Genomic DNA, 18,839 nt, shown 5'->3' with positions numbered 1-18,839 from the left:
AACGTTTCATCTTCCATTCGCTGTCCGCCCCCCATCTTTACATCAATCGGTTCGGGTGAGGCGACAACTAGCCTGACATGGGGGGCCTGCCGCAAAGAAAAGTAGGCAAAAGAAAGCGGCTTTACACCGCCAGCTCATAAGCGGGTCCCCCGCGCAGCCACGGTAGTGGTGCATCTGGAATCTGTGTCCTCGCGCACTCCGCCTTGGTGACAAGGCAGTCATACCTCCGGCGGCGCTGCGCGCGCCGATGCGCTTGTTCAAAACCAATCTCCGCTCTCCACGGATTCCGGAATGTCTGCGCCTGATTTCGTTGCGCACTCAAGCACTTATCCCGGATGTCCAGGCGTTATCAACAAGCCTTTCAACAAAATCTGTGGATAAGGCCTTGCCCCACAAAAAGCCCCTCCGTGTGAGACGGGTGACCGATCAGCCCTGCATCTGGTCGCGCCTTGGGCGACAAACCGATTTGCATCAAGCACTTAAGCGGGTAGCCCCATAGTTATCAACAGCCCTGTCAACATAAATTGGGGATAACGTTGCAGCATGTTGAGGCCTTCCAACGGCCTTCGTCGCTAGCAAATGGCTTATTTCGCAGCCCCTGGTTCATTCCGCACCGCAATCGGAAAACCCCGCGCGCTCAAGGTGTTAGCCCGCTTGTCAGAAAGTTTTCAACAGCCTCATCAACATAAACTGGGGATAAGTCCGCTAGCGTCAGTACGGAATCCCAGGTTTAATTGGAAACACCCGCGTTCGTTGCAGGAACCGCCGGGACAGATGCCGCGGCAGAGGGAGTTGATTCGACCGGCGGATTGCCCATCGCCTGGAACAAAGCCGCCGTGTCCGTCAGCCGCGCGCTGGTGTAGCGGATCTCATCAAGCTGCGCGTTGCGGAATTGCTGTTCGCTCGAACGCGTCGAGGCGATCGGCAACGCTCCCAGCCGGTAACGTCCGGATGTTTCGTCGAAAATTCCTTGCGCGGAGCGCGCGGCAATGTTCGCCGCGTCGAGGGCCTGCGTGTCGTGCTGTAGCGCTGCAAGCGTGTCGGCCACGTTCTGGAAGGCGCTCAGTACGGTCTGCTTATATTGCGAGACCGTGGCGTCGTACGTGTCGATCGCCGCGCGGCGCTGGGCGAATAGGGCGCCCCCATGAAACAGCGGTTGCGACAATGACGCGCCAATGCTCCAGATCGCCCCCGCGCCGGATAAGGCCACCGGCCAGCTAAAGCCGCCTTGTCCCATCGATGCACTCAGCGAAAGACTGGGGAACATCTGCGCCGTCGCGACCCCGACGTCGGCCGCGGCAGCCTTCAGGGCGGCGTCCGCAGCCTGAATGTCCGGCCGGCTGCGCAGCAACTCGGAGGGCACCACGACCGGTACCTGTTCGGGCACGTGCAGTTGTGCAAGGTCAAGGTCGGCCGGCGCCGCGTCCGGCGTGCGGCCGAGCAGCACCGCGAGAGCATGGCGTGTCGTCAGCCATTGCTGCTTCAAACCCGGCAAGCTTGCCGACAGGCTCGCCGCGCTTTGTTGCGCGCTCAACTGATCGGCGTGCGAGACCGCGCCCAATGCGTAGCGCCGTTGCGTGTCGCGCGCCTGATCGTTGGCGAGCGTCACGAGCCGCTCGGTCGTGTCGATCTGCGCACGCAACGCCGCACTCGTGATCGCCGCCGTCACAATGTTGGCGGCCAGCGCGCGGCGCGCGGCGTCGAACTGATAGGCCTGCACATTCACGCGCGCCGCGAGCGCGGCATCGGCAAGACGCGCCGCGCCGAACAGGTCGAACGTGTAGTGCGCCTGCAGTTGACCGACGAAGACGTTGTAGAGGAACGTGTTCGGACCGACTTCGGGAATCGCCAGCGCGCGATTGCGAGTGGCCTGGCCGCCTGCGTCGATGGTCGGCAGCATCGAACTGCCGATCTGCGCGCGCAGTTGCTCACGCGCGGCGGCGAGGCTCTTGTCGGTCGCGGCAAGCGTCGGGCTGTTACGCAAGCCTTCGTCGACCAGGGCGTTTAGCCCCTCCGATTGATACAGCTTCCACCATTCGGGCACAGGTTTCGCGCCGACCACGAATTGCTGGGTGATGCCCTGGGCGGGCACGGTTTGCGTCGGCTGCGCTTCGGCGCCGTAGTGGGCCGGCTGCGGCATTGCGGGCGGCTCGCCGTTCGGCCCGAATGAGCAGGCGGCGAGGGCCAGCGCGGCGCCGCTCAGAAGCGTGAGGCGCAAGTGTCGAGGAAGTGCGAAGTTAGCCATGATCTCAGTTCCCCGTATGCGTCGCGCCAGAGGGCGCCGGCGGCTCGCGCTCGTCGCTGCGCACCCTGAACGACATGGCGTACAGGGCCGGCAGATAGAACAGCGTAAGGATGGTCGCGCTCGTAATGCCGCCCATCAGCGCAGTGGCCATCGGGCCGAAGAAGTTGGAGCGCAACAGCGGAATCAGCGCGAGCACGGCGGCTGCCGCGGTGAGCGTAATCGGCCGGAAGCGTCGCACGGTCGCGCCGACGATCGCGTCGAAGCGCTTGTGTCCCGCTGCAATATCCTGCTCGATCTGATCGACCAGAATCACCGAGTTGCGCATGATGATGCCGAACATCGCGATCACCCCGAGCATCGCGACGAAGCCGAATGGCTGACCGAACAGCAGCAGCGTAGCGACCACGCCGATCAGACCGAGCGGTGCGGTCAGCACGACCATCAACACACGCGCGAAACTTTGCAACTGGATCATCAGGAGCGTCAGCACGGCGATGATCATGATCGGCATCTGCGCATTGATCGATGTTTGCCCCTTGCCGCTTTCCTCGACCGAGCCGCCGATTTCAATCCGGTAGCCGACCGGCAGCGTGGCGCGAATCGGGCCGAGTGCCTTGTCGACCGCGTGGGTGACGTCGATCCCTTGCGCGCCCGGAGCGACGTCGGACTGCACGGTGATGGTGGGTTGCCGGTCGCGTTCCCAGATCACCCCGTATTCGAGGTCGTTGCGCAGATGACCGAGTGTGCCGAGCGGCACGGGGCCGTTGGGCGTCGGCATGGCCAGCGTGACGAGCTTCGACGGGTCGACGCGTTCCGCTTTGGGCGCGCGCAGATCGACGCTGATCAGCTTGTCGCGCTCGCGATACTGCGTAACGGTGTAGCCGGAGAGCGTCATGGCGAGGAAGCTCGAGATGTCTTCCGAGCTCACGCCGAGCTCACGGGCCTTCTTCTGATCGACCTCGAAGCGCACCGAGCGCTCGGCAGGCTCGTCCCAGTCGAACTGGACGTTGCGGGTGCCCGCGTCGGCGCGCAGGGTTGCGGCAACGCGTTCGGCGATCGAGCGTACCGTGGCGATATCGTCGCCGCTCACGCGGAATTGCACCGGATAGCCGACCGGCGGCCCGTTCTCGAGGCGCGACAGGCGGGTGCGGATTGCCGGAAAATTGTTGCGCAATTCCGGTTCGAGCCATTGCGCGAGCTTCTCGCGATCCTTCACGGATTTCGCCGTGATCACGAACTGCGCGAAATTCGGTTGCGGCAATTGCTGGTCGAGCGGCAGATAGAAACGCGGCGCGCCGGTGCCGACGAAGTCCACCGTATGATCGATTTCCGGACGGCCCACCAGGGTTTTCTCCAGACGCTCCGCCTGGCGCAACGTTGCTTGGAAAGACGCGCCTTCCGGCAAGCGGACGTCCACCAGCAACTCGGGACGGTCCGAGCTCGGGAAGAACTGCTGCGGCACCAGCGTGAAGCCTGCCATTGCCAGAACGAACAGCATGACGGTAATGGCCAGCACGACGAAGCGCCGCTCGATGCACCAGCCGATCCAGCCACGCAGCCGCGTATAGAAACGCGTGTCGTAGATGTCGTGCTCGTGGTCCTCCGCTTCGTGTGCCTGGCGCTTGCGTTCCGGCAGCATGTGATAGCCGAGCAGCGGAATCAGCACCACGGCCGCGAGCCACGATGCGATCAGCGCGATCGCCGACACCTCGAAAATCGAACGGGTGTATTCACCGGTGCTCGACTTCGCCAACGCGATCGGCAGGAAACCGGACACAGTCACGAGCGTCCCGGTCAGCATCGGAAAGGCGGTGCTGGTGTAAGCAAACGCGGCGGCGCGCGTGCGGGTCCAGCCTTGCTCGAGTTTCACCGACATCATCTCGACCGCGATGATCGCGTCGTCCACCAATAGCCCCAAAGCAAGCACCAGCGTGCCCAGCGACACCTTGTGCAGCCCGATGTCGAACAGATACATGCACAGCGCCGTGACGGCCAGCACGACCGGTATCGAGATCACGACCACCATGCCGGTGCGCACGCCCAACGACAGCAGGCTGACCACCAGCACGATCGCAATCGCCTCGGCGACGGCTTCGAGAAAATCGTCGACGGAACGGGCGACCGCGTTCGGCATGCTCGACACTTCGACCAGATGCAAGCCGGCGGGCAGGTAGCCGCGCAGATTGCCCATCTGCTGGTCGAGCGCTTTGCCCAGACGGATCACGTCGCCGCCCGGCTGCATCGTGATGCCGATGCCGAGCACCGCCTTGCCGCCCGAGCGCATTTGCGTGGCGACCGGATCGTCGTAACCGCGCTTGATGGTCGCGATGTCGCCGAGACGGAACGAGCGGTTGTTGATGCGGATCAGCGTGTCGGCGAGCGCATTGACGTCCTTGAACTGGCCGCTGGGACGCACGAACACGCGGTCGTCGGTGGTGGTCAGCGTGCCCGCCGGCGAGATGCTGTTTTGCGAATTGATCGCCTGACCCAGTTGCTGCGGCGAGATGCCGAGGCGCGTGAGTTGCGTGTTGGTGATCTCGATGTAGATGTGCTGATCCGGATCGCCGAAGTAGTCGACTTTGCCGACACCCGGCACGCGCAGCAGCACCGTGCGCAACTGGTCGGCGTAATCGTGCAGTTGCGCGGCGGAAAAGCCGTCGCCTTCGAGGGTATAGATGTTGGTGTAGACGTCGCCGAATTCGTCGTTGAAAAACGGACCCTGAATACCGGGCGGCAGGGTCGCCGCGATATCGCCGACTTTCTTGCGCACCTGATACCAGGTTTCGGGCACGTCCTTGACCGGTGCCGAGTCTTTCATCGAGAAAAACATCAGCGATTCGCCGGGGCGCGAGTAACTGCGCACGAAATCGATGGCGGGCGTTTCCTGCAGTTTGCGGCCGATGCGGTCGGTGACCTGTTCCTGGACCTGGCGCGCGGTCGCGCCGGGCCAGAAGGTGCGGATCACCATCACGCGGAACGTGAAGGGCGGGTCTTCGGATTGGGCGAGACGGGTATAGGCGAGAACGCCGAAGGCGGTCGCGAGCGCGATCAGGAAGACAACTAGCGCCTGGTGGCGCAGCGCCCATGCGGACAGGTTGAAGCGTCCTTCTTCATGCGGGGTGCTCATGAAGCGAAGTCCTCGGGATGCAATGGCGGAATCACGTGGACTTTTTCGCCGGCGGTCACGGTATGCACGCCTTGCAGGACGACCCGTTCGCCTTCCTTGAGGCCCTGGCCGATCACGATGGTGCGTTCGTTATAGCGGGTGACCGTCACGCGGCGCAGTTCCAGCGTACCGACGCCTGACGTGGCGGCGCCCGGCGTACCGACGCCTGACGTACCGTCACCCGATGCGTTAGCCGCGGGACGCACGACCCACACGGCGGGCTGCGTGCCGTCGTGGAACAGTGCGGTGGCAGCGACGGTAAAGGAAGTGCTCGGGGTTGCGGCTGCCTGCGAAGACGAAGGCGCAGCGAGCGCGACGTCGGCGGTCATGCCGAGGCGCACGTCCGGGCCGGGATTCTCGAGCGTGAGCTTGGCGCGGTAGGTCCGGCTTTGCGGATCGGCGGCGGGCGACAGTTCGCGCACGCGCGCGGTAAAGCTGCGGCCCGGCAGCGCGGCCAGCGTGATCTTCGCGGTTTGCCCGATCGAGAGCGCGGCTAGCGCGCTTTCCGGCACGTCGCAGACCACGTCGATGTCGCCGCTCCATGCGAGGTTGTAGACGGCCTGGCCCGCGGACACGTTCTGCCCGGTGTCGGCCTGTTCGGCGGTGATCACGCCGGCGTGATCGGCAATGAGCGTGGTGTACTGCAACTGATCTTTCGACAACGCCGCCTGTTGCGCGGCCTGGTCGCGCTGTGCGGCGGCAGACGCGTAGGCATTGGTGGTCTGCTCAAGCTGGGCGGGCGCAATCAGGTTTTCTTTCGCCTGGGCCTGGTCGCGATCGAGTTGCTGCCTTGCATACACAAGGCTGTGTTGAGCGGCTTCCAGTTGGGCTTGCGCGCTGGCGGCATTCTTCTGCGCATCCGCGGGATCGAGCCGGGCGAGGATTTGCCCGTTCTTGACCACGTCGCCCAAACGAACGCGCCGCTCGATGATTTTGCCGCCGACGCGAAACGACAGCGGGGTGGAGTAGCGCGCCTGCACTTCGCCGGGCAGCGAGGCGGCAGCCATCGCGCTGCCGTCCGTATGTACCGCGACGGCGACCACGGGGCGGGGCACAGGCGCGGCTGCCTCTTTCTTCGAGCACGCGGCGAGCGTGACGATACCGGCGAGCGCGAGCGCGAGTGCCGCGCGGCGCAAACGCGCGGGACGGGCAGGCCGATGGAACTGCTGGCGCATCGCAGGCGATGCGGGAAGACCGGGACGCTTCACAATTACCCCAACTGGAGACAGCGAACGAACACGGCAAGCCGCAGCGGCCCGCCAGCGAAGACGCGCGGCCCGGAGCATGTGAATCATGCAACTGGCATACGCATCTGACTTCGAATGGATGAGTGCATTCTAATACACACCTGTATTTGAATGTTGAGGTGAATTGGAATTCTTTTCGGTGCTAGACTTGCGACCATGAAACGGCAACGACTTACACGCGAGCAGAGCAAAGACCAGACGCGCCAGCGTCTGCTCGACGCTGGGCAGGCGATTTTTATGAAGAAAGGCTTTGTCGCGGCGAGTGTCGAAGACATCGCCGGGGCGGCGGGTTATACACGCGGTGCGTTCTATTCGAACTTCCGCAGCAAGAACGAGTTGTTCCTCGAACTACTGCGGCGCGACCACGAGGTCATGCAGGCGGGTTTGCATGCCATCTTTGAGGAGGCGGCCTCGCGCGAGGAGATGGAAGCGCGCGTGTTGCGCTACTACAGCAGCCTGCATCGCGAGAACAAGTGCTTCCTGATGTGGGTGGAGGCGAAGCTGCTCGCCGTGCGCGACGGCCGCTTCCGGATACGTTTTAACGCGTTCATGCACGAGAAACTCGAACAGTTGAGCGCGTACATTCGCGAATTCTCGGCGCGAGTCGGCACGCCGCTACCGCTGCCGGCGGAGACGCTGGCGATGGGCCTGATGGGATTGTGCGACGGCGTGCAGTTCTTCTACACGGTCGATCCGCAGAATGTGTCGGCGGAGGTGGCCGAAACGGTGCTGGCGGGATTTTTCGCGCGCGTGGTGTTTGGGCGCGACGCTTAAGTGACGCTTAAGCGTCGCTTAATCAGCGTTTGATCGGCGCCTGATCGACGGTCAATCGGCGCTGGGTCGACACCTGATTAGTCCGACGAATGCCAGACCAGAAGTATCCGAAGTATCGGCGAATCAGCTCGCCGGCAACTGCGCGCAGGCGTCCGCAACCGGCGTGGCGCAGACGAACGAATACTGCCCGCTGTAGCGCAGGACTTCTTCACCGACGTGCAGGACGACCTGGATCTGCGGGCACCGCTCGTAGGCGATGAACGCCGAACAAGCCGCTGCCGACCAGCAAACCAGTGAAAACGCGATTTTTTCGAGAAGCTGAAAACGATGTGGCATAGCGATAAATTCCTTTCGGCCGCTATGTTACCAGCATCTAAGGGTTTATACCTAGCTTATCTCCACAATAAGCCTCGCCATAGTGTCGCGAGCGCCTCGGAAACCTGACCGAATTGTCATCTTCGGGTCAGGGTTGGGACATGCTCCGATCGATACAATCGAATCGTTGGGCAAATCCGCGCGCGCCTTGTCGTGCGGGTCGACACAGGCGCCAGCATTGCGCCGGCCCCGCTCTACCGAGGCAGGAGTCGTCTCATGAATCAATTGCAGTCGATGCGCGTATTCGTCAAGGTCGCTGACCTCGGCAGTTTCGTCGGCGCGGCTGGCGCGCTGGATCTTTCCACCGCCGTCGTCACGCGCCATGTCGCGGATCTGGAAGCGCGTCTCGGCACGCGGCTGCTCAATCGCACGACGCGCCGTCTCTCGCTGACCGAGTCCGGCAGGACCTATCTGGAGCGTGTGCGCCCCATTCTCGACGACCTCGAAGGCGTCGAGCAGATGGTGGTGGCGCGCAATCACGAACCGGTCGGAACCTTGCGCATTGTCGCGCCGGTGGTGTTCGGGCTGCATAGCCTCGCGCCGGTGGTGCAGTCGTACGCGCAGCGTTATCCGGATGTGGTGCCCGACGTGACGCTGGCGGATCGCAACGTCGATCTGGTGGACGAGGGCTTCGATGTCGGGATCATGGTGGCGCGGCAGATGCGCAGCGCGAGCATCGTCACACGGCGTCTGACGACAGGTTACATGACGGTCTGCGCGACGCCCGCTTATCTCGAGCAGCACGGCACACCGGTGCACCCGGAGGATCTGTTGACACACCCTTGTCTGAGCCGGCCTGCCGAGCAGGGCGGTGACGAGAAGGTCTTCACCGGGCCGCAAGGCGAGGTGCGGGTCAGGCCCACCAACGCGATTGCTGCGAACAACACCGAGATGCTGCGGCAGTTCGCGCTGCTGGGCATGGGCGTGGCGATTTTGCCGAGCTATCTGATTGGCCGGGATCTGGCGTCGGGGCGTCTGGTGCCGTTGCTCGGCGATTACCGGCTGCCGCAAATCGAAATCACGATTGCGTACCCCAGTCGCCTTCATTTGCCGGCTAAAGTGCGCACGTTTATCGACCACCTGGTCGCGCATTTCCAGCAGACCGACGAGCACACACGTGATCCGCGCGCCGCGCTGCCGCGGCGTGTCGTGAGCAGCGCGCCGGTCTATGCCGATGACCTGCCGGTGTCGGCCCTGCCAGGCGATACGGCCCGGCCGAAGCGCCCGACTTCGCGCGGGGGAATCGCGGCGGCGTCATCGCTTTGACGCGCGAGCGGCACGGGGCGCCTGAAGCACGCCTACTCGCGGCGGGGGGCGCCTGTCTGGCTAGATCCACACGTCGTTCGCCGCCGTGCGTTCGTTGCTTTCCTCACCGGTGTTCTTCACGCCGCGTGGCTCGATCAGCAGCAGCTTGACCTCGCGCTCGGCGTACGGTTTGTGCTCGGTGCCTTTGGGCACCACGAACATTTCTCCTGCCGAGAGCAGCACGGATCCATCGCGCATGTCGATGCGCAACTGTCCTTCGACCACGATAAACGTTTCGTCGGTGTCGGCATGCTCGTGCCAGATAAAGTCGCCTTCGATGCGCACCAGCTTGAACTGGTAGTCGTTCATTTCCGCGACGACGCGCGGTTGCCATTGGTCGTCGATGAGCTGCAGCTTTTCAGCAAAATTGATGGCGCGGTGAGGCGATTGAATCGTTGGATGACTGGACATCGAGGTGTTCCTCCTGAACGGTAGGTGTCAGACAGGAGCGTAGGGCGGGCGGCGCTATCGGGTCTTGTACGTTTGTGCGCGCGGTTGCGGCGCGGAAGGAGCGGCACCGCGCCGCCGCCGAACACCCTACGCCTCAATGTGGCCCGAACGCCGTCTTAACGCGTTGCGCGCGCCGAAGGTCCCAGCATCCTGAGCCAATGTGCCGGCGCCACGCCCCATGCGCGCTTGAAGTGCCGGGTCATATGGCTCTGGTCGGTAAAGCCGGCCGCCGCCGCTGCAGCGGCCAGCGGTACGCCCTGAACCGCCAGACGGCGCACGAGATCGAGGCGGCGCATGCTCAGATAACGGTGCGGGCTCGTGCCAAACAGCGCACGAAAATCCCGCGACAAACTCCAGCGGTCACGGCCAGCAGCAGCCGCCAGTTCGTCGAGCGTCACTGCGCTGTCGAGCGAGCCGAGCATATACTCGCGCGCCCGCTCCGCCGCGCGGTAATCCACCGGCCGGCGCGTGGGCGCCGCACCGGCCACGGCATCGAGCGCGATCGCGAGATCGTAGAGCGCATCGTCCTGTTCGAGCGAATCGATAGCGCAATCCATGGCGCGCAGCAGGCTCTCGGTCGCAGCAAAGAGACGCGGGTCCCGCGACAAGCCGCCTTTGACGAACGGCAGAGGTTTGCCGCCGAGCGCCTGCTGGAACAGCGCCGGGTCGACGTAGATCATCCGGTAATGAAAACCGTCGCCGGTGCCTGCCTGGCCGTCGTGCGGCTCATCGGGATGCAGCACCATCGTGCCGCCCGGCAGACTGTTGCACGTGCTGCCGCGGTAGTGAAAGCTCTGCACGCCCGCGAGCGTGCGGCCTATCGCATAGGTATCGTGCCGGTGCATCGCATAACCGGCGTGATGGAAGAAGGCTTCGATTCGCTCGATGCCGTTCGTGTCGCCCGAATGCGGCGAGCGATAGATCCAGTCGGCGGAGGGTTTTGGGGTGGACTGCGGGTCGGACTTTGGGTTACCCGGAGCGGACGCAAGCCATCCGGCCAAATCAGGCGAATCAGGTGAGTCTGGCGAACCAGGCATTGCGATCGGCCGTCCGCTCATGCTCCCAGGCCCGGCCCAAAGTTGCCGCCGATCAGGCGCGTCACCGACGCCACGTCGGCATAATCCTGCTCCGGCAAACCGTCGAGCATCGACAGCACTTCATTGCTCGCGCCGGCTTCGCGCGCGGCGTCGACCAGCGCGTCCTTGTAAGTCGGGAAACGGACTTCGCGCAGAACGTCGGCGATCTGCAGATCAATCGATTCGTCCGGAATAGCCGATGCGGTCATGCAGATGCTCCCAAGGGGCTGTTTTCAGGTTTGCAAATGTTCGTTCTGGCCCGAGAAGCTGCGCTCGAGATGCCGCGACTTGGGCAGCGCGATGAATTGCCATTGTTGCGGACGATTGTCGTCAGCAACATCCGGCGCCGGCGGCGCGACGGGTGCGGCGTCGGCGCGTTCGGCAAGGGTATTGGCGGACGTGCCGTCGGGCGCGGTGTGAACCGGCGCGGCGAAGCACGAAGCTGACAGCGTCACCATGGTCAACAGCGTCGAGGTTTTCATCGCCCGACCTCCTAAGCTCATGCGGCGCTAACGGTGAAGCACGCGCCGTGCCGTCCCCGCGTCGAAAGGAGGGCACAACCCATACGTGGCTCTGCATCATGCGAGCGGCATGCACCTACCATCTTAGATGGCAAACGGCTGCGGCGCGCGCGCAAAATAGACAAAACCGAATTGTAGATTTCACATGATGGCAGGAAAAAGGCAGCGTCGTCGCGAACGACCGTTCCGCGCCAATGTTGCGCTGCAATAAATCGCAAGCGGGCGGCACGTAGGTCGCAGTCAGGTCACAAGCAAGTCAAAAACAGGCAACACGCAGGCAACACGCAGGCAACACGCAGGCGGCAAGCGGCCGCCAGCCAACAAGCGCGCCCCGTCTAGCGCAGCACCTCGAAGCGGGTCCACGGCCACGACGGCCGGTCGCGCATGTAACCGTTGAGCCAGTTCCACTGCGGATGGCGCTTCATGAACGCCTGGGCGTCGAACGGCCGCCCGCACGGATGTCCCCAGCGCGCGGTGAAGGCCATTGCACGCGCCATGTCGCTGTCGACCACTTTGCCGTCGTTGGCGCCCCACGGATTGAACGGCCCGTGGTCGGTGCCGCCGAAGCGCGCGTCGTCCAGTTCCAGATGCCCGCAGATGGTGCGCGAGCAGGGGTTGTCGTTGCGATCGAGATAGACGTCGTGGTGATCGGCGATCATCTCTTTCGCGAGTTCGGCGTCGATCTTGCCGTGATGCATTTCTTCGAGCTGCATGAAGCGCAGGCGGCGCGCGCCGTTCTTGCGTACGTCCGTATAGTCTTCGCCTTCGCCGATGCATTCCTGGTTACGGATCTTCAGATCGGTCGCGGTGTTGTAGCCGCTATAGAAGCCGTTTTTCGTGCTCTCGAAACCGGAATAGTGCAGTCCCAGTTCGTAGCGCGCGATCTCGCCGGTCTTGGTGTCGCCGAGCAGCCAACTATTCGCATAGCCGCCGTTATTGGCGACCGCGAACATCTCGCACCATTCGCCGATGTCGTTGGCATATTGCGACGCGCGCCGCGAGCGGTAGAACTCCGGCGCGCCGGCCGCGTTGTAGCCGACGAAGTTGGAGATGGTGGTTTCAGTGACCATCAGGCCGGCTTGGGTGACCCAGAAATCGGTGAGGCTGGAGATGCAGCCCGGCAAGCCCTGCATCAGGATGCGGTTGCCGCGATCCGGCACGATGTCGAACACCACATTGAATGCGTCGCCCGCGGCGTAGCGGTCCCACGAGTTATGCGCCATGACGATGCGCCCGTCGCGGGTGGCATTGCCGGTGGCGATGAACGCGCTGCAATGATGGCCGCGGCGTCCGCGCCACGGCTTCACGCCGAGTTGCGGCTGCTGGGCCGCCGCGTGGCTCGGCCACCAGCTTTGCAGCAGATCCATGTAGCCGTTCCAGGCCAGCACTTCGGCGAACGGCAATTTGGCGCCGTCGGCGATGCCCTGGATTTCGTCGGCGAATTCGGTGTCGAGTTTGTTGGCGAACTGGGATACGGCGGCCTCGACGAAGGTATCGAAATCTTCGCCGGTGTCCCATTTCGCCAGGTAGCGGGCGGTGCGGATCGCGTTCTGGATTTCAGTGGCGAGCAACTGGCCGTGCTGCTCACCGCGATCGTACGGCTCGCCTTCGATATGCAGAAAAATCCAGCCGGACTGATCACGGCGTACGGCGTCGAGGGACGGTTCGCTCATCTTCGCTCCGATCGAAGGGCGGGCGTTCAGGCGCCCGTCTTGGCGTAACGCGCACTGCGTGCAAAGCGCGGCAGCGGTTTCCCCATTGTAGAGAATCCGCTGTGCTTTGCACGGACGCGCAGCCTAGCGTGTCGGATTCATACGGAAGTACGCATCGAGCAGCGAGGTCTTGTACACCACCCCCGCCAGCTTCGGATCCGCGGTGCTTTCGACCACCGGCAAGCGTTCCCCCTGGAACGCCATGAAGTGCTGCAACGCGACGCCGAGCGGCATATCCGGCGTCAGCACGTCGAAATGCGGCTGCAGATAATCCGCGGCGGTTTTCGCGGCGGTGTCGCTTTTGTCGAGCAGATCGGAGGTGATGTCCTTGAGCGCGACCACGCCCAGAAACGCGCCGGATTCGTTGGCGACATACAGATACTTCACCGGATATTCGAGGAACACGCGCGTCATGTCTTGCACGCTCGCGTTCGGCGGCACGACGGTTTCGGCGGGCCGGATCAGCTCGCGCATCTGGGTCGCGCGCAGACGCGTGCGCTCCAGTTCCTCCTGATTGCGGCGCAGCGTGATTTCGTACATCGACGTTTTGCCGATCGCGCGCGACACGAAGTACGCGACCACGCATGACAGCATCAGCGGCAGCACCACCTGATAGCTGAGCGTCATTTCGAAGATCATCAGGATCGCCATCAGCGGCGCCTGCGTGGCGCCGGCCAGAAACGCACCCATGCCGACCATCGCGTAAGCGAATGGCGCCGAAGTACTGTGCGGCCACAACGCATGCATGCCGAGGCCGAACAGCGAGCCGACCACCGCGCCGACGAACAGCGTCGGCGTGAACACCCCGCCGATCGCGCCCGAACCCACCGTCGCCGAGGTCGCGACGATCTTGAACACCAGCACGAGGACGAGCGCGGACCATGTCCACGGCGAGTGCAGAATGGAATTGACGACGCTATAGCCGTTGCCCCATACCTCAGGCGTCCACACGGACAGAATGCCGACGACGAGGCCGCCCAACGCCAGCCGGATGGGCAGCGGCACGGGCAGTTTGCGGAAGTTGGCTTTCGAGAAGTCCATCAGCCGCAGAAACTGTGGCGCGGCTGCTCCGCACAGCAGCCCAAGCCCGACGAACAACAGCACTTCGGCGCCCGCCACGGGCGGAAACACCGGCATTTCGTAGGGCGGCTTGTAGCTGGTGAACTCGCGCATGGTGATATTGGCGACCACCGCCGAGACCACCACCGGGCCGAAGCTTTCCATCACGATCGAGCCGAGCACGATTTCCGTGACGAAAAACGCGCCGGCAATCGGCGCGCTGTACGCGGCGGTAATCCCCGCCGCCGCGCCGCAGGCGACGAGCAGGCGCAGGCGTGGCGGATCGAAATGCACCCAGCGGCCGATCAGCGACGCGGCCAGCGCCGCCAGTTGCACCATCGGCCCTTCGCGGCCGATCGAGCCGCCGCTCGAAATCGTGAACAGCGACGACACGCTGCGCCAGAAGCTCAGCTTGACCGGCACCACGCCGTCACCGATCGCGACGGCTTCCATGTAGTCGATGTGATTGCATTTGTCGACGTGACGTTGCGCGACCAGCAGAAAGAAGCCGGCGATCAGGCCGCCTGCGGCGGGCAGCCATATGCGCACTGTCCATGGCAGGCTGCGCGCCATTTCGACGAAACTGCCCGACTTGCCGACCGTCGCGAGTTGCAGCAGCGCGATGCCCTCGCGAAAGGCAATCGTCGCGAACGCGCCCGCCACGCCGACCACCACCGACCAGACCAGCATCGTATGGGCGTCGGACAGACGGAACAGGGTCTGGGCGCGGGTGCGCAGCTTCAGCAGGAATGAAAGCACGTCGGCGGGAAAGGGTGTGATGGGTGGATGGAATGCGCGTACGGTAACAGCATTGCGCCCGCTGGCGGAAGCGGGCGCAATGTGCCGGGTTCGCGACGGCGCGTGGCGTGGCTCAAGCCGCCGCCTTGTCGAGTTCCGGGTAGTGCCGGAAGATGCAGGCTTCGTTATGCGCGATGCGCCGTTCGGACTGCAGATAAGCGGCGATGTTCGGCCGCTCGATCACGGCGTCGTGCAACGCCGCGAGGCGCGGATAGTGTTCGCCGAACCGCTTGAGCGCGCGCGGAAACGCGTACAGCAGGCCGTCGATCAGTTGGAACATCGACAGGTCCACATAAGTGAGCGCGTCGCCCACCATGAACGTGTCGCCGGCCGGGTTCTGTTTCAGCACGCGCTCGAAGTACTTCATGAACTTCGGAATCCGGTTGTCGATGAAGTCATGCGCGCGCACTTTGGCGGCGTCTTTCTGGTCTTCGTAATACAACGCGCTGGCGAGCGGATGATGCGTGTCGTGCGCTTCGGTCACCATGTCGGCGATCGTCAGTTGCAGGCCGTTGGCGACGTAGCGCAAGCTCTCGTCTGACGGCGCGAGCCCGAGCCTCGGGCCAAGGTAGAACAGGATGTTGGCGGTCTGCGCGATCACCAGATCGCCGTCTTTCAGAAACGGCGGCGCGAACGGCGGATAGGGCTCGTCCTTACTCTTCATGATCGCCATCATCGCGTTTGTGCCGAGGCCGTCCGACGGTTCGCCACGCGCCACTTCCACATAGTCCGCGCCGGCTTCTTCCAGTGCCAGCCGCACGAATTCTCCGCGGCCTTGCAGGCCGTCCCAGTAGTAAAGTTCCAGGCTCATCGATCAGTCCTCATTCCAGTTGCATGAACGGGTTGCATACGCTGACAGCGCCCGCAACCAGTATGCCGCGCATGCGTGACGGATGGTTCGCCTGAACGCACAAAACCCCGCACGCGGCGGGGTTGGCGAGGAGGCGAGGGCGGTTTAGCCGAGCAGGTGCTGGACGGCCCATGTAATACCCAATCCGCCGGCAATCAACCACACGTACAGGATCAAGCCGGTGGTCAAAGCGCGCGGGCCTGCCTGGCGGATCTGCGCAATGCGGGTTTCGATACCGAGCGCGGTCATGGCCATGGTGAGCGCGAAGGTGTCGAGCATGTTCAGTGTGCCGGTCGCGCTTTCGGGCAGCACGTGCAGCGAGTTGATCACGACGAAGGCCAGGAAGCCGAGCGCGAACCAGGGAATCGCCATCTTGCGCGGCGCGTGTTGCTTGCCGTCTGTAGCCGTTCCGGTGGCAGCCGCGTGGCGTGCCGGGCGGTTCACCCACATGCCGATCACCAGCAGAACCGGCACCAGCAGCATCACGCGGGTCATCTTGACGATGGTCGCGATATGGGTTGCCTCCGGGCTCACATTGCTGGCCGCGCCGACCACCTGCGCCACTTCATGAATCGTGCCGCCGAAGAACAGGCCCGCGCCAACCGTGTCGAGATGCAGCCAGCCCGCCTTGAATAGCACCGGGTACAGGAACATCGAGAGCGTGCCGAACAACACCACGCTGCCCACGGCCATCGCGCTCTTGTGCGGCTTGGATTGCAGCGTCGACTCGAATGCGAGCACGGCAGCCGCACCGCAGATCGCGCTGCCCGCAGCCGTGAGCAGTGCCGTGTCGCGGTCGAGTTTCATGATCTTCATGCCGGCCCACGTGCCGATCGCCAACGTGCTGACGACGACCAGCACCGATTCAGCGAGGCCCGGCAAGCCGACCTGAGCGATTTCCTGCAGGCTGACGCGCAAGCCGAAAAACGCCACGGCGATGCGCAGGAGTTTGCGCGCCGAGAAGTTGACCCCGGCCGCCCAGCTTTCAGGCATGCCGTCGCGCAGTGCGTTGCCGTAAATCGCGCCCGCCACAATGCCGACGATCAGCGGGCTCAAACCCAGCCCGGCAATGGCCGGGATCGCCGCGATGCGGGTGACGGCGGCGGCAAACAGGGCCACGAAGAGAATGCCGTTGAGCTGGCCGCGGGTGGAGGACGGTCCGGCGGGTGTCGCAGCAGCGGTGAGATGAGCGGTGGACATGGCGTAATGCCTTCCTATGACTGTTCTGATTCGATAGCTGCAATCCTAAATTAGATATATCGATATGAAAAATCGTGATTTAGAATGTAAAGTATCAGTTGTGCGGATACTTTGACGATCATGACCCCGGATCAACTTATAACGTTTGCCGCCGTGGCGGAACATCGCAATATCAGCCGGGCGGCTGTGGCGCTGCATTTATCGCAGCCGGCCGTGTCCGGACAACTGCGACAGCTACAGGACGAATTCGGCGAGCCGCTTTACTTGCGCGACGGGCGCGGCGTGCGTCTCACGCCCGCCGGCGAGCAACTCGCCAGCTACGCGACCCGGCTACGCGATACGTGGCGGCAGGCGCATGCGTATCGCGACGCACTGCGCGGCCTTGAGCAGGGCACCTTGCGGATCGGCGCCAGCACCACGCCAGCGAGCTACCTGCTGCCTTATCTGATCGCGGACTTTCATCGCCGCTATCCCGACGTGACGCTGCATACCGCCGACGGCAACACCACCGAAATCGTCAGCGCGCTCGGTTCGGTGGATATCGCGATGATCGAGGGGCCGGTCGGCGAGGATTTGCCGCCGGACACCGCGGTGCATGCGTGGCGCGAAGACGAGATCGTCGCGATCATGCCGCGCACGCATCCGCTGGCGCAGGCGATCGGTTCTCGTATGGCCGACGGCGCGGGCATCGACGGCGGGCGGGCGGAGCTGGCGGCATTCGGCCCTCATCCGCTGGTGCTGCGCGAAGCCGGGTCGGGCGTGCGGCAGATCGTCGAGCGCGCCTTTGCCCGAGCGGGCGTGCCGATGCGCGTGGCGCTGGAGATTGCCGGGGTCGAGGGCGTCAAGGAAGCCGTGCGCGCGGGGATGGGCATCGGTTTCGTCTCGGCGATGTCGATGCGGCATGAGGACGGCGCGTTGTGCCGGTTCTCGCTAGGTCCCGAGCCGCTGACGCGGCGCCTGTCGATCCTTGTGCCTCATGCGAGCGCCCCGTCGCGCGTGGTTGAGCAGTTCCTCGCGCTGTGCCTCGCGGACGGCGCCTGATCTACCTGGCCTGGGGATTTCCACTATGGTGCATGACGGCGCGTCCGGCGCACTATTCGGGCATCGCAAGCGCCTCGGCGCTTTTTTTCGAAACGTATTTGGAACCGGTTCCAAATGCCGATCGAAGGCTGATATGCCATAGATTTGAGTAAATTCGACATGACTGATTCAGTTGACGTGGTGATTGTCGCAAGTGCCTTCGGGATGGACGCGGTCCGTAAGGACGGTCATCTGAAGTGGGCCGAAGTGAGCAGACAGGCGGGCGCGGCGGCCTTCGAAGTGCGCCGCGAACTGTTCGCGAACGAAGCCGACGCTGCTCCGCAAGCATTGAGCGCGCTGGGCAAGTCGATTACCGGACTTGGTTTGTGGTCGGTGTATTCGACCCCGGCGTCGCTGTACACGTCAGATGGACGGCTCGACACCGGCGCGCTGCTTCTCGCGCTCGACGAAGCCACGGCGTTCGGTGCGCGCTTCGTGAAGCTGCAACTCGGTGGCTTCGCTTCGGAGGCTCATGGCGCGGAGATTGCCGGGTATCTGCGCGGCGCGAATGTGCGGCTCGTCGTCGAGAACGGTCAGTTGGCCGAGGGCGGCTCGCTCGCGCAATTCATTGGCCTGTTCGACGCGCTCGCGCGTGAAGGCCACGCTGGGAGCTTTGGCATGACCTTCGACATCGGTAACTGGGCATGGCGCGATGTCGCGCCGCTCGATGCCGCGGGCCCGCTGGCCGCCCACGTCGAATACATCCATTGCAAGACGGCGGTGGGTGAGGGCGCACGGCGCTTTCCCGCCGCGCCTGCGGCCGGCGACACGCAGTTCGCCGCGGTGCTCGACAAGCTGCCGCGCCACGTGCCGCGCGGCATTGAATTTCCGTTCGATGCGAACCGTATCGACGCGGACGCTGCGCACTATGTCGCGTGGCTGGCCGCCGCGTAAGCGGTGCGCAGGACCTGAGAGAAGCGTGGTAGCGAAAACACGGCAGCAAGCGGGAAGCAAGCGGGAAGCAAGCGGCAACACGCAGGA

At 63.9% G+C, this 18,839-nt stretch carries 16 protein-coding genes; 4 read left to right on the top strand and 12 right to left on the bottom strand.

Annotation, left to right across the window (positions count from 1 at the left end; all coding sequences use genetic code 11):
• Nucleotides 1-730: 730 nt before the first annotated feature.
• The 3 genes from HWX91_RS29820 to HWX91_RS29810 are packed head-to-tail and all read right to left on the bottom strand — an operon-like array spanning nt 731 to nt 6,586.
• A complete protein-coding gene (locus tag HWX91_RS29820) occupies nt 731-2,245 on the bottom strand; it encodes an efflux transporter outer membrane subunit (protein ID WP_028196743.1) in 1,515 nt (504 codons plus the stop codon).
• Nucleotides 2,246-2,249: 4 nt separating this feature from the next.
• Nucleotides 2,250-5,372, bottom strand: coding sequence for an efflux RND transporter permease subunit (locus HWX91_RS29815; RefSeq protein ID WP_028196742.1), 3,123 nt, complete (start codon nt 5,370-5,372; stop codon nt 2,250-2,252).
• Nucleotides 5,369-6,586: an efflux RND transporter periplasmic adaptor subunit gene (locus tag HWX91_RS29810; protein WP_028196741.1), complete on the bottom strand. Its 1,218-nt coding sequence runs from the start codon at nt 6,584-6,586 to the stop codon at nt 5,369-5,371. Before HWX91_RS29810 ends, HWX91_RS29815 begins: the two co-directional genes overlap by 4 nt.
• Nucleotides 6,587-6,814: 228 nt before the next feature.
• Here HWX91_RS29810 and HWX91_RS29805 point away from each other — a divergent pair, with 228 nt between their 5' ends.
• Entirely contained in the window at nt 6,815-7,432 is a 618-nt protein-coding gene (locus HWX91_RS29805) for a TetR/AcrR family transcriptional regulator (RefSeq protein ID WP_028196740.1), read from the top strand.
• Between the two features lie 123 nt (nt 7,433-7,555).
• On the opposite strand, the gene HWX91_RS29800 is transcribed toward HWX91_RS29805, so the two are convergent.
• Entirely contained in the window at nt 7,556-7,768 is a 213-nt protein-coding gene (locus HWX91_RS29800) for a hypothetical protein (protein ID WP_028196739.1), read from the bottom strand.
• Nucleotides 7,769-8,023: 255 nt separating this feature from the next.
• Here HWX91_RS29800 and HWX91_RS29795 point away from each other — a divergent pair, with 255 nt between their 5' ends.
• The gene (locus HWX91_RS29795; RefSeq protein WP_028196738.1) at nt 8,024-9,073 is read left to right on the top strand and encodes a LysR family transcriptional regulator; all 1,050 of its coding nucleotides are present in this window, start codon (nt 8,024-8,026) and stop codon (nt 9,071-9,073) included.
• A gap of 60 nt (nt 9,074-9,133) precedes the next feature.
• Here the strand turns inward: HWX91_RS29795 and HWX91_RS29790 are convergent, their stop codons facing one another.
• The 8 genes from HWX91_RS29790 to HWX91_RS29755 form a co-directional block, all read right to left on the bottom strand.
• A complete protein-coding gene (locus HWX91_RS29790; protein ID WP_028196737.1) occupies nt 9,134-9,523 on the bottom strand; it encodes a cupin domain-containing protein in 390 nt (129 codons plus the stop codon).
• 155 nt (nt 9,524-9,678) lie between these two features.
• Nucleotides 9,679-10,599 (bottom strand): AraC family transcriptional regulator, encoded by a 921-nt coding sequence (locus HWX91_RS29785; protein WP_081833061.1) that lies wholly within the window; start codon nt 10,597-10,599, stop codon nt 9,679-9,681.
• A gap of 17 nt (nt 10,600-10,616) precedes the next feature.
• A complete protein-coding gene (locus tag HWX91_RS29780) occupies nt 10,617-10,847 on the bottom strand; it encodes a DUF2795 domain-containing protein (RefSeq protein ID WP_028196735.1) in 231 nt (76 codons plus the stop codon).
• A 24-nt stretch (nt 10,848-10,871) separates the two neighbouring features.
• Complete coding sequence (locus HWX91_RS29775) at nt 10,872-11,120, bottom strand: hypothetical protein (protein WP_028196734.1); 249 nt, start codon at nt 11,118-11,120, stop codon at nt 10,872-10,874.
• Nucleotides 11,121-11,494: 374 nt separating this feature from the next.
• Entirely contained in the window at nt 11,495-12,832 is a 1,338-nt protein-coding gene (locus tag HWX91_RS29770; protein ID WP_028196733.1) for a C45 family autoproteolytic acyltransferase/hydrolase, read from the bottom strand.
• A 123-nt stretch (nt 12,833-12,955) separates the two neighbouring features.
• Nucleotides 12,956-14,689, bottom strand: coding sequence for a ClcB-like voltage-gated chloride channel protein (locus HWX91_RS29765; protein WP_028196732.1), 1,734 nt, complete (start codon nt 14,687-14,689; stop codon nt 12,956-12,958).
• A gap of 112 nt (nt 14,690-14,801) precedes the next feature.
• On the bottom strand, nt 14,802-15,539 hold the full coding sequence (locus tag HWX91_RS29760; protein ID WP_028196731.1) for a glutathione S-transferase: 738 nt from the start codon (nt 15,537-15,539) through the stop codon (nt 14,802-14,804).
• Nucleotides 15,540-15,683: 144 nt separating this feature from the next.
• Nucleotides 15,684-16,778 carry a YeiH family protein gene (locus tag HWX91_RS29755; RefSeq protein ID WP_028196730.1) on the bottom strand — a complete coding sequence of 365 codons (1,095 nt, stop codon included), beginning with the start codon at nt 16,776-16,778 and terminating at the stop codon, nt 15,684-15,686.
• A 120-nt stretch (nt 16,779-16,898) separates the two neighbouring features.
• Between HWX91_RS29755 and HWX91_RS29750 the strand changes: the two genes are divergently transcribed.
• Together HWX91_RS29750 and HWX91_RS29745 are read left to right on the top strand one after the other, a co-directional pair.
• Complete coding sequence (locus tag HWX91_RS29750) at nt 16,899-17,819, top strand: LysR family transcriptional regulator (protein WP_028196729.1); 921 nt, start codon at nt 16,899-16,901, stop codon at nt 17,817-17,819.
• Between the two features lie 159 nt (nt 17,820-17,978).
• Nucleotides 17,979-18,752 carry a sugar phosphate isomerase/epimerase family protein gene (locus HWX91_RS29745; RefSeq protein ID WP_028196728.1) on the top strand — a complete coding sequence of 258 codons (774 nt, stop codon included), beginning with the start codon at nt 17,979-17,981 and terminating at the stop codon, nt 18,750-18,752.
• The last annotated feature ends 87 nt before the right edge of the window (nt 18,753-18,839 follow it).

This window comes from Paraburkholderia fungorum (assembly GCF_902833645.1).
Taxonomy (GTDB): domain Bacteria; phylum Pseudomonadota; class Gammaproteobacteria; order Burkholderiales; family Burkholderiaceae; genus Paraburkholderia; species Paraburkholderia fungorum.
The sequence above is the reverse complement of the archived record's forward strand: the minus strand, read 5'-3'. Positions and strand labels throughout refer to the sequence as shown.

Coding starts and splice junctions, on each gene's coding strand:
- HWX91_RS29820 (WP_028196743.1), bottom strand. CDS start 2,245: ATGGCTAACTTCGCACTTCCTCGACACTTGCGCCTCACGCTTCTGAGC.
- HWX91_RS29815 (WP_028196742.1), bottom strand. CDS start 5,372: ATGAGCACCCCGCATGAAGAAGGACGCTTCAACCTGTCCGCATGGGCG.
- HWX91_RS29810 (WP_028196741.1), bottom strand. CDS start 6,586: ATGCGCCAGCAGTTCCATCGGCCTGCCCGTCCCGCGCGTTTGCGCCGC.
- HWX91_RS29805 (WP_028196740.1), top strand. CDS start 6,815: ATGAAACGGCAACGACTTACACGCGAGCAGAGCAAAGACCAGACGCGC.
- HWX91_RS29800 (WP_028196739.1), bottom strand. CDS start 7,768: ATGCCACATCGTTTTCAGCTTCTCGAAAAAATCGCGTTTTCACTGGTT.
- HWX91_RS29795 (WP_028196738.1), top strand. CDS start 8,024: ATGAATCAATTGCAGTCGATGCGCGTATTCGTCAAGGTCGCTGACCTC.
- HWX91_RS29790 (WP_028196737.1), bottom strand. CDS start 9,523: ATGTCCAGTCATCCAACGATTCAATCGCCTCACCGCGCCATCAATTTT.
- HWX91_RS29785 (WP_081833061.1), bottom strand. CDS start 10,599: ATGCCTGGTTCGCCAGACTCACCTGATTCGCCTGATTTGGCCGGATGG.
- HWX91_RS29780 (WP_028196735.1), bottom strand. CDS start 10,847: ATGACCGCATCGGCTATTCCGGACGAATCGATTGATCTGCAGATCGCC.
- HWX91_RS29775 (WP_028196734.1), bottom strand. CDS start 11,120: ATGAAAACCTCGACGCTGTTGACCATGGTGACGCTGTCAGCTTCGTGC.
- HWX91_RS29770 (WP_028196733.1), bottom strand. CDS start 12,832: ATGAGCGAACCGTCCCTCGACGCCGTACGCCGTGATCAGTCCGGCTGG.
- HWX91_RS29760 (WP_028196731.1), bottom strand. CDS start 15,539: ATGAGCCTGGAACTTTACTACTGGGACGGCCTGCAAGGCCGCGGAGAA.
- HWX91_RS29755 (WP_028196730.1), bottom strand. CDS start 16,778: ATGTCCACCGCTCATCTCACCGCTGCTGCGACACCCGCCGGACCGTCC.
- HWX91_RS29750 (WP_028196729.1), top strand. CDS start 16,899: ATGACCCCGGATCAACTTATAACGTTTGCCGCCGTGGCGGAACATCGC.
- HWX91_RS29745 (WP_028196728.1), top strand. CDS start 17,979: ATGACTGATTCAGTTGACGTGGTGATTGTCGCAAGTGCCTTCGGGATG.